The 10,453-nt window shown below is 69.7% G+C and carries 7 protein-coding genes; all 7 read right to left on the reverse strand.

Annotated features, from left to right (window positions below; genetic code table 11):
- Positions 1–251: 251 nt before the first annotated feature.
- Complete coding sequence (gene nuoN, locus ON27_RS13275) at positions 252–1,877, reverse strand: NADH-quinone oxidoreductase subunit NuoN (protein ID WP_043725424.1); 1,626 nt, start codon at positions 1,875–1,877, stop codon at positions 252–254.
- The gene (locus tag ON27_RS13280) at positions 1,874–3,499 is read right to left on the reverse strand and encodes an NADH-quinone oxidoreductase subunit M (RefSeq protein WP_043725435.1); all 1,626 of its coding nucleotides are present in this window, start codon (positions 3,497–3,499) and stop codon (positions 1,874–1,876) included. The genes nuoN and ON27_RS13280 overlap by 4 nt, the downstream gene beginning before the upstream one ends.
- Positions 3,496–5,382 carry an NADH-quinone oxidoreductase subunit L gene (gene nuoL / locus ON27_RS13285; protein WP_043725428.1) on the reverse strand — a complete coding sequence of 629 codons (1,887 nt, stop codon included), beginning with the start codon at positions 5,380–5,382 and terminating at the stop codon, positions 3,496–3,498. The genes ON27_RS13280 and nuoL overlap by 4 nt, the downstream gene beginning before the upstream one ends.
- A gap of 1 nt (position 5,383) precedes the next feature.
- Positions 5,384–5,683: an NADH-quinone oxidoreductase subunit NuoK gene (gene nuoK / locus ON27_RS13290; RefSeq protein WP_040866745.1), complete on the reverse strand. Its 300-nt coding sequence runs from the start codon at positions 5,681–5,683 to the stop codon at positions 5,384–5,386.
- On the reverse strand, positions 5,680–6,510 hold the full coding sequence (locus tag ON27_RS13295) for an NADH-quinone oxidoreductase subunit J (protein ID WP_043725430.1): 831 nt from the start codon (positions 6,508–6,510) through the stop codon (positions 5,680–5,682). Before ON27_RS13295 ends, nuoK begins: the two co-directional genes overlap by 4 nt.
- Positions 6,507–8,372: an NADH-quinone oxidoreductase subunit NuoH gene (nuoH, locus tag ON27_RS13300; protein ID WP_043725431.1), complete on the reverse strand. Its 1,866-nt coding sequence runs from the start codon at positions 8,370–8,372 to the stop codon at positions 6,507–6,509. The genes ON27_RS13295 and nuoH overlap by 4 nt, the downstream gene beginning before the upstream one ends.
- Positions 8,365–10,453 (reverse strand): NADH-quinone oxidoreductase subunit G (locus tag ON27_RS13305; protein WP_043725432.1); only part of this gene is annotated, 2,089 nt, incomplete at its 5' end. The genes nuoH and ON27_RS13305, both read right to left, overlap by 8 nt.

Consider the following 10,453-nt stretch of genomic DNA (forward strand, 5'->3'; position numbering starts at 1 on the left):
ATCGGGGTTCGGCATGCTTCAAGCGATACTGGCAGCAAAAGGCATCTTCCGCAACGCTCGGGACGATGACCATCCCAGATTCGGCAGGTCAACGGGTTCGAAGGCTGCGCAAGCGGAGGTGGGGCTCTGCTCGAGACAGGGCGTCGCGGACCGGCAGCGGCTCGCCGCCCAGGTTCTACCGGAACCCCGGGGTGGAAAAGTGCGGTGCCGCCGCTGTCGCGCAGCGGCGGCACCAGCGCACGCGAGGATGGTCAGCGGACGAGTGTCGCCGCCTGATCGGCCAGATCGAGCAGTGGCTGCGGATAGACGCCGAGCGCGAAGGTGACCGCCGCGGTGATCGCCACGATCGTCGTGGTCAGCGGAGGACCGACCGGGACCGGAGCGTCGGCGGGCGGGTCGGTGAAGAACATCAGCACGATGACCCGCAAATAGAAGAACGCCGCGACGGCACTGCAGATCACGCCGATGATGACCAGCGGTGTCGCGCCACCCGAGGCAGCGGCCTCGAACACGGCGAACTTGCTGACGAAGCCGCTGGTGAGCGGCAGCCCGGCGAAGGAGAGCAGGAACAGCGCGAAAACCGTGGCCAGCCAAGGGGAACGGCGGCCCAGCCCGGCCCAGCGTGGCAGGGCGGTGGCTTCCCCGCCGTCCGCCTCGCGGACCAGACTGACCACGGCGAACGCGCCGAGCGTTCCGATGCCGTAGGCCGCCAGGTAGAACAGCACCGCCGCGACGCCCCGGTCGTTGGCCGCCACCGGGCCGACCAGGAGGAAACCGGCATGGGCCACGGAGGAATACGCCAGCATCCGTTTGACGTCGGTCTGGGTGATCGCCATGACCGCGCCGACGGCCATGGTGGCGATCGCGACGGCCGCGAGGATCGGCCGCCAGTCGTCGCGCAGACCCGGCACGGCGACCTGCAGCACGCGCACCAGCGCTCCGATGGCCGCGATCTTGGTAGCCGCCGCCATGAAGCCGGTGATCGGGGTGGGAGCGCCCTGGTACACATCCGGCACCCAGGACTGGAACGGCACCGCGCCGATCTTGAACAGCAGACCCACCGCGAGCATCGCGACGCCGAGCACCGCCAGTGTCGCGTTCTCCGGATGCCGGGCGATCGCGTCCGCGATGCCGCCGAGCCGCACCGTACCGGCCTGGCCGTACAGCAGCGCGACGCCGTAGAGGAAGAACGCCGAGGAGAACGCGCCGAGCAGGAAGTACTTCAGCGCGGCTTCCTGCGAGAGCAGCCGGTTGCGCCGGGCCAGCCCGCACAGCAGATACAGCGGCAGCGACAGCACTTCGAGCGCGACGAACATGGTCAGCAGATCGTTGGACGCCGGGAACAGCAACAGGCCGCCGATCGCGAGCAGCGTCAGGGGGAACACTTCAGTGGTGGCGACACCCGCGCGCAGCGCCGCCGCTTCGGCCGCGCTACCCGGCACCGCTGATGCCTGCGGCGTGAACGCGTCCACACCGCGTTCCCGCGTGGCGGCGGCCCGGCTCCAGGTTCCCGGGCCGGATCGGGCCTGCTGGCGCGATTCCGCTCCGCGCTCGGCGATGAACAGGACCCCGAGGATCGACACGACCACGATCGTGCCCTGCAGGAACAACGTGACACCGTCGATGGCCACGGCGCCCGCGACCGCGGTGGTTTCGGTGCCCGCGAGCGCCACGACGGCCACCAGCGCCGCGGCCAACCCGGTCAGGCTCAGCACCAGATGGGTGGCGTAGCGGTAGCGCCGGGCGACGAACGCTTCGGCAAGCACGCCGAGCACCGCGGCGCCGAACACGATGAGCATGGGGGACAGGGCGCCGTACTCGATGCTCGGCGCGGGAACGCTCGCCGCGAGCGTCGTGGAGGAGGCGAGGTCGTTCACTTGTGGGCACCTCCGGGATGTTGGGCCGATCCCGCTTCGGGCATGGGTGGTGTCGCGGGGGCGGGATCGGTCCGGCCGATGGTGGTGAGCGTCTGGCTCACCGCGGGATTGATGAAGTCGGTGAGGACTTTCGGGTAGACGCCGAGGAACAGCAGCGCGGCGATCAGCGGCGCCACCACGGCGATCTCGCGCGGCGCCAAGTCGTGGATCCGCTCGTTGCCTTCCTTCACCGGCCCGGTCATCATCCGCTGGTAGAGCCACAGCACGTACAGTGCGGCGAGCACCAGCGCGACGGCGGCGACCACGGCGGCGACCTGGTACCGGGCGAAGGTGCCGACCAGCACCAGGAACTCGCTCACGAACGGGGCCAGACCGGGCAGCGACAGCGTCGCCAGACCGGCGATGAAGAACGTGCCCGCGAGCACCGGGGCCACCTTCTGGACGCCGCCGTACGCGGCGATGAGCCGGGTTCCCCGCCGCGACACCAGGAATCCGGCCACCAGGAACAGCGCGGCGGTCGAGATGCCGTGATTGACCATGTAGAGCGTCGCACCGGTCTGACCCTGGCTGGTCATGGCGAACACGCCGAGGATGATGAAACCGAAGTGGGAGATCGACGTGTAGGCGATCAGTCGCATCACGTCGGTCTGCCCGATGGCCAGCAAGGCGCCGTACACGATGCCGATCACCGCGAGCGTGATCACCAACGGCGCATAGGTGTCGGACGCTCCGGGGAACAGCGGCAGGCAGAAACGCAGCATGCCGAAGGTGCCTACTTTGTCGACCACCGCCATCATCAGCACCGCGCTGGAGGGAGTGGCCGCGACGGCGGCGTCCGGCAGCCAGGTGTGCAACGGCCACAGCGGCGCCTTGACCGCGAAGGCGAACATGAACCCGAGGAACAGGGCGTTGAGCACCGCGGGCCCGGCGCCGAGTTCCCCGGCGTTGGCGGCGGCGACGACGGTGCGCAGATCGAAGGTGCCCGAGGAGCCCTCGCCCAGCCCTTCGCGGGCGGTGAGCACGTACAACCCGATGACCGCCGCGAGCATGATCAACCCGCCGAACAGGTTGTACAGCAGGAACTTCACCGCCGCGCGGGAGCGCTGTCTGCGCACCAGCGCGTCGCCGGTGCGCGGCCCGAATCCGCTGATGAGGAAGTACATCGGGATGAGCATCGCCTCGAAGAACACGTAGAACAGCAGGATGTCCAGGGCGAGGAAGGAGATCAGCACCATCGCCTCGACGAGCAGGATGAGCGCGACGTAGGTGTGCGCCACCCGCTTCCCACCGCCGACTTCCCGTTCGTCGTGCCAGCCCGCCAGGATCAGCAACGGAACCAGTGCCGCGGTCAGCAGCACCAGCACCAGCGCGATGCCGTCCAGCCCGAGGGTGTAGCCGGCGCCGAACGCCGGTATCCACTGATGGGATTCGACGAACTGGTACTGCTCGCCCGCGGTGTCGAACCGCACGGCGAGCCCGACGCCGATGCCCAGCACGAGCACCGAGAAGCCCAGTGCCACAGCGCGTGCGAGGGTGCGTCGCGCGGCGGGCAGCACGAGGACGATCGCCGCACCGGCGACCGGGGCCAGCCACAACGTCGTCAACCAGGGGAACGAGTTCACCACAACCTCACCGCCAGCAGGGCTGCGGCCACCAGGGCCGCGCCGGTGAACATGGACAGGGCATAGGACCGCACGAACCCGGACTGCACTCGCCGGGCCCGCGCGGACAACCCGCCGATCAGCGCCGCGGTGCCGTTCACGACGCCGTCGATACCGCGGTTGTCGAGGAAGACCAGCGCCCGGGTCAGGTACTGGCCGGGCCGCATGAACGCGGCTTCGTTGACCGCGTCGCCGTAGAGGTCGCGGCGTGCCGCGACAGTCAGCCCGGAGACGGTTTCGGGTGCGGTCTCCGGGATGTCGCGTTTCGCGTACTGCGAGTAGGCCACCGCCGCGCCGACGGCGATCACACCGAGCGCGAGGACCGTTACCAGCGCGGCGGGAACGGTTTCGGCGCCGTGGTGAGCGCCGACGACCGGTTCCAGCCAGTTCTGCAGCGAGGAGCCGAAGGCGAACACCGCGCCCGCGCCGACCGAGCCGATGGCGAGCAGGATCATGGGCCCGGTCATCACCGCGGGGGACTCGTGCGGGTGGGTGTCCGGTTGCCAGCGGCGCTCACCGAAGAACGTCATCAGCATGACGCGCGTCATGTAGAACGCGGTCAGGCCCGCGCCCAGTAGCGCGACCATACCCAGCGCGATCCCGCCTGCGCCGCCTTGGTTGAACGCCGCCTCGATGATCCGGTCCTTGGAGAAGAACCCGGCGAACGGCGGGACCCCGATGATGGCGAGGTAGCCGAGGCCGAAGGTGACGTAGGTGATCGGCAGCAGGGTGCGCAGGCCGCCGTAGCGGCGCATGTCGGTTTCGTCGTTCATCGCGTGCATCACCGAACCTGCGCCGAGGAACAGCCCGGCCTTGAAGAAGCCGTGGGTGAGCAGGTGCATGATGGCGAAGGCGTATCCGGCGGGGCCCAGCCCGGCGGCGAGCACCATGTAGCCGATCTGGCTCATGGTGGAGGCGGCCAGCGCCTTCTTGATGTCGTCCTTGGCGCAGCCGATGATCGCGCCGAACAGCAGCGTGACCGCGCCGACCAGCACCACACCGAGCCGCGCGTCCGGGGCGAGGTCGAAGATCGCGTTGGAGCGCGCGATCAGATACACACCGGCGGTGACCATCGTGGCGGCGTGGATCAGCGCCGACACGGGGGTGGGGCCCTCCATGGCGTCACCGAGCCAGGACTGCAGCGGCACCTGTGCGGACTTGCCGCACGCGGCCAGCAGCAGGAGCAGGCCGATCGCGGTGAGCGTGCCCTCGCTCGCGGCGGGCGCGGCGCCGAACACGACCGCGAAGTCGATCGATCCGAAGGTCGCGAACATGACCATCATCGCGATCGCCAAGCCCATGTCGCCGACCCGGTTCACCACGAACGCCTTCTTGGCCGCCGTCGCCGCCGACGGCCTCGCGTACCAGAACCCGATCAGCAGGTAGGAGGCCAGGCCGACGCCTTCCCAGCCGAGGTAGAGCACGAGATAGTTGTTCGCCAGGACCAGCAGCAGCATGGCCGCGAGGAACAGGTTGAGGTAGGCGAAGAACCGTCGGCGGCCTGGGTCGTGGCTCATGTAGCCGATCGAGTAGACGTGGATCAGCGACCCGACGCCGGTGATCAGCAGCGCGAAGCACATCGAGAGCTGGTCCAGCTGTAGCGAGAAGTCGACCTGGAGACCGGCCACCGGGACCCAGCTGAACAGATCCTCGTGTATCGCGCGGTCGGCGGTGTCGCGCCCGAGCATGTCGGTGAAAGCGAGCACGGCGATCCCGAACGAGGCCAGCGCCGTCGCGGTACCGAGCAGATGACCCCACTTGTCGGCGTAGCGTCCGGTCAGCAGCAGGACGATCGCGCCCGCCAGGGGGAGGGCGGGCAGCAGCCACAGCGTTGCGGTGTCCACGTCAGAACTTCAGCAGGTTGGCGTCGTCGACCGAGGTCGAGCGGCGGGTGCGGAAGATGGTCATGATGATGGCCAGACCGACGACCACCTCGGCCGCGGCGACCACCATCGTGAAGAACGCGAACACCTGCCCGTCCAGGTCTGCGTGCATCCGGGCGAAGGTGACGAAGGCGAGGTTCACCGCGTTGAGCATCAGTTCGATGCACATGAACACCACGATGGCGTTGCGCCGCAGCAGTACTCCGGCCGCGCCGATGGTGAACAGCAGGGCGGACAGGAACAGGTAGTTCTCGGGATTCACCGGTTGCCTTCCTCGTCGCTGGGGGTGTCGGTCCCGTCCGATGCGGGCGTGGTGCCGACCGAGATGACGGCCGCTTCGGTGAGCGCCCTGGTGCGGCGGTGCCGCAGGATCGTGCTGACCGACAGCTCCTCGAACGACCCGTCCGGCAGCCGCGCCGGGACGTCCACGGCGTTGTGCCTGGCGTAGACGCCGGGGGTGGGCAGCGGTGTCGCGCGATGTCCCCGCTCGCGGAACCGGCGGCGCGACAGCTCGCGCTGGCCCGTGCGGGGCCCGAACTGCTCGCGGTGGGCCAGCACCATGGCACCGATGGTGGCGGTGATCAGCAGGGCGCCGGTGAGTTCGAAGGCCCACACGTAGCGCAGGAAGATCAGTTCGGCCAGTTCGGCGATCACGTCGCGGCCCGCGAAACCGGAAGCGGGAAAAGAGATGCCGGATTCGCGGACGCCGTGGGCGATGCCGCCGCTGAGCAGCAGCCCGAAGCCCACGCCGACCGCGGCGGCGGCCAGGCGCTGCCCGCGGATGGTCTCCTTCAGCGATTCGGCGGAGTCGACGCCGACGAGCATCAGCACGAACAGGAACAGCATCATCACCGCGCCGGTGTAGACCACGATCTGCACGACGCCGAGGAACAGCGCGTCCTCGGCGATGTAGAACGCTGCCAGCGCGATCATCGTGGCCGCCAGGCACAGGGCGGAGTGCACCGCCTTGGGGGCGAACACCATGCCGAGCGCGCCGAGCACGGCCAGTGGGGCGAGAATCCAGAACTGGACGGTTTCGCCGGTGGAGGCGCGGGTCAACGGCTCCGCGGCCAGGATCAATTCGGTCACCGTGGTGCTCCTTCCACGCCCGCGGCGGCGGGTTGCCGGGGTGCGTCGGTCGCCGTGGCGCCGTTGGTGGCCGGCGCGTCGCCGGGGACCCGGCCGAGGTAGTAGTCCGCCTCGTCGGCGCCGGGGTGCATGGCGTGCGGCGGCGCGGTCATCCCGGGCTGCAGCGGGGCGAGCAACCGGTCCTTCTCGTAGATCAGGTCGGCCCGGTTGTCGTCGGCCATCTCGTAGTCGTTGGTCATCGTGAGCGCCCGGGTGGGGCAGGCCTCGATGCACAATCCGCAGCCGATGCAGCGCAGGTAGTTGATCTGGTAGACCTGCCCGTACCGTTCACCGGGCGAGAAGCGTTCGGTCTCGGTGTTGTCGGCGCCTTCGACGTAGATCGCGTCGGCGGGGCAGGCCCACGCGCACAGTTCGCAGCCGATGCACTTCTCCAACCCGTCGGGATGGCGGTTGAGCTGGTGCCTGCCGTGGTAGCGCGGCGCGGTCGGCGTCTTCTGCTCGGGATAGAACTCGGTGTTCGGCTTCTTGAACATGGTCGCGGCGGTGACCGCGAATCCGGACAGCGGCTCCAACAAGCCGGTCTTGGCGCGGGTGGCGTCGCGGGCCTGCGCGTCGGCGGGCAGCGGCGGCACCGGGAAACCGAGGAACACCGTCGAATCGGCGGATTCCGCGACTGCGGGCTGCTCGACCGGTGGCGCCGTACCCGCCGCGCGGCCCGCCCGCAGGAAGCGCAGCACCAGCAACCCGGTGACCAGCAGGCCGCCGATCACCAGGATCGGAGTCTGTACCTGGTAGCCCTCCGTTTGCAGCACCCGCGCCGTAGCCACCACCATGACCCAGGCCAGCGAGGTCGGGATCAGCAGTTTCCAGCCGAGGTTCATGAACTGGTCGTAGCGCAGGCGGGGCAGCGTGCCGCGCAGCCAGATGAATACGAACAGGAACGTCCAGACCTTGGCGGTGAACCACAGCAGCGGCCACCACCCGGAGTTCGCGCCGTCCCACATGTTCAACGGCCACGGCGCACGCCAGCCGCCGAGGAAGAGCGTGGTGGCCAGCGCGGAAACCGTGGCCATGTTGACGTATTCGGCCAGCATGAACATGGCGAACTTGAGCGAGGAGTACTCGGTGTGGAAGCCGCCGACCAGCTCGCCCTCGGCCTCGGGCAGGTCGAACGGCGCCCGGTTGGTCTCGCCGACCATCGAGACGCAATAGATCAGGAACGACGGCAGCAGCAGGAACACATACCAGGTGCCTTCCTGCGCCGACACGATGCCGGAGGTGGCCATGGTGCCGCCGAGCAGGAAGACGGTGGCGAAGCACAGTGCCATCGCGATCTCGTAGGAGATGACCTGCGCGGTCGAGCGCAACCCGCCCAGCAGCGGATAGGTGGAGCCGGAAGACCATCCGGCAAGCACGATGCCGTAGACGCCGATGGAGGTGATCGCGAGGATGTACAGCACCGCCACCGGAAGATCGGTGAGTTGCAGCGGGGTGGTGACGCCGAAGACGGACACCTCCGGTCCGAAGGGGATAACCGCGAACGCCATGAACGCGGGCACCACCGAGATCACCGGAGCCAGAATGTAGATCGGCTTGTCCACGATGGCCGGGACGATGTCCTCCTTGAGGGCCATCTTCACGCCGTCGGCGATGCTCTGCAGCGAGCCGAACGGCCCGGTGCGGTTCGGGCCGATCCGCATTTGCATGCGCGCCACGATCTTGCGCTCCGCGAGGACCGCGACCAGTGGAATCAGCATCAGATAGACGAATACGGCAACGGCCTTGGCGATCACGAGCCACAGCGGGTCGTGTCCGAAACCCGTGGGGCTGTACGGGGCGGCGAGCGCGGCGAGATCACTCATGGCGGTGCTCCTTCATCCTCTCGTCGGCGTGCCGCAGGTGCACGATCGCGCCGGGCTGCACGGCGAGCTGCTCGGTGACGGAGCAGCCGGGCGAGTGCTGCGGCAGCCACACCACGCGGTCGGGCAGGTCGCTGATCATCAGCGGGAGCGTGACGGCGCCGCGGCTGGTGGCGACGGTGACCGGATCGTCGGGTTGCGCGCCGAGTTCGGCGGCGGTGGCGGCCGACAGCCGCACCACCGGTGGGCGGGCGATGCCGGCCAGATTCGGTTCGCCGTCCTGCATGCGGCCCTCGTCCAGCAGCATCCGCCAGCTGGCGAGCACCGCGGTGCCGGGCTCCGGCCGCGGCAGCGGTTGCGGCCGGTGCGTGGGCGCGGTGACGGGCGGGCCGTCCCATGCGCCGAGTTCGGCCAGTTCGGCGCGGGCTGATTCCACGTCGGGCAGATTCAGCCGCACCGACATCTCGCCGGCGATGGCGTGCAGTACCCGCTGGTCCGACAGCGGCGCGGTCTGGCGGCGCACCATGTCGTCGCCGAGCGCGGCGGCGAACGGGCGCGGCCTGCCCTCCCAGGTGCGGAAGGTGCCGGATTTCTCCATCGCCGCGGCGACCGGGAACACCACGTCGGCGCGTTCGGTGACCGGGCTGCGCCGCAGTTCCAGGCTCACCACGAACCTGGCCGCGTCGATGGCGGCCAGCGCGGCGGCCGGATCGGGCAGGTCGGCGACGTCGACGCCGCCGATGACCAGCGCGCCGAGGCCGGAAGCCGCCTCCAGGATGGCCGTCGTGTCCCGGCCCGCGCCGACCGGCAGTTCCGGCACGTTCCACACCGCCCGAACCTGCTGGCGGGCACGGGGATCGGCGACCGGCCTGCCACCGGGGAGCAGGCCGGGCAGGGCGCCCGCTTCGACCGCGCCGCGTTCGCCCGCTCGGCGCGGCACCCAGGCGAGGGCGGCCCCGGTTTCCTCGGCCAGACGCACCGCGGCCGACAGCGCGCCCGCCACACCCGCCATCCGCTCACCGACCATGATCACCGCGCCGGGTTCGCGCAGCAGTCGCGCCAAGTCGGCGAGCTGGGCCGGATCGGCCCCGGGCGTGGTGATCTCGCCGGTGCGGATGGCGTCGAGCAGATGCGGTTCGGCGCCGGGCACCGCGCGCATCAACCGGCCGGACATGCGCTCGAGTCCGCGGGAGGAGTACGGCGCGAGGGAGTAGATCGGCAGGCGCCGCTTGCGGGCGGCCTTGCGCAGCCGCAGGTAGACGATCGGCGACTCTTCTTCGGGTTCGAATCCCACGAGCAGGACGACCGGTGCGGCTTCCATGTCGTCGTAGGTCACCGTGCCGTCCTGACCGGCGACCCGCGCGGCGAGGAAGTCGGCTTCCTCGGCCGAGTGGGCGCGGGCGCGGAAGTCGATGTCGTTGGTGCCGAGGGCGACCCGCGCGAATTTGGCGTAGGCGTAGGCGTCCTCCTCGGTGACTCGGCCACCGACGAGCACCCCCGCGTTGCCGAACGACGCGGCCAGCCCCTCCGCGGCCGCGGCCAGCGCCTCCGACCAGGACGCCGGGGCGAGTTCACCGTTCCAGCCGCGCACCAGCGGGGTGGTGAGCCGATCGGGCTCGGTGGCGTAGGCGAAGGCCCAGCGGCCCTTGTCGCAGTTCCACTCCTCGTTGACCTGCGGGTCGTCACCGGCCAACCGGCGCAGCACCTTGCCGCGGCGGTGATCGGTGCGCTGTGCGCAGCCGGAAGCGCAGTGCTCGCAGACGTTCGGGCTGGACACCAGGTCGAAGGGGCGCGCGCGGAATCGGTAGGTGGTGCCGGTGAGCGCGCCGACCGGGCAGATCTGCACCGTGTTGCCGGAGAAGTAGGAGTCCAGCGGTTCGGCCTGCGCGGTGCCGACCTGTTGCAGCGCGCCGCGATCCATCAGTTCGATGAACGGGTCGCCCGCGATCTGCTGGGAGAAACGGGTGCAGCGGGCGCAGAGCACGCAGCGTTCCCGGTCCAGCAGCACCGCTGTCGACAGCGGAATCGGTTTGGGGTAGGTGCGTTTACGTCCGTCGAACCGGGATTCGGCGCGTCCGGTGGAC

Source organism: Nocardia asiatica NBRC 100129 (assembly GCF_000308415.1).
Taxonomy (GTDB): Bacteria; Actinomycetota; Actinomycetes; order Mycobacteriales; family Mycobacteriaceae; genus Nocardia; species Nocardia asiatica.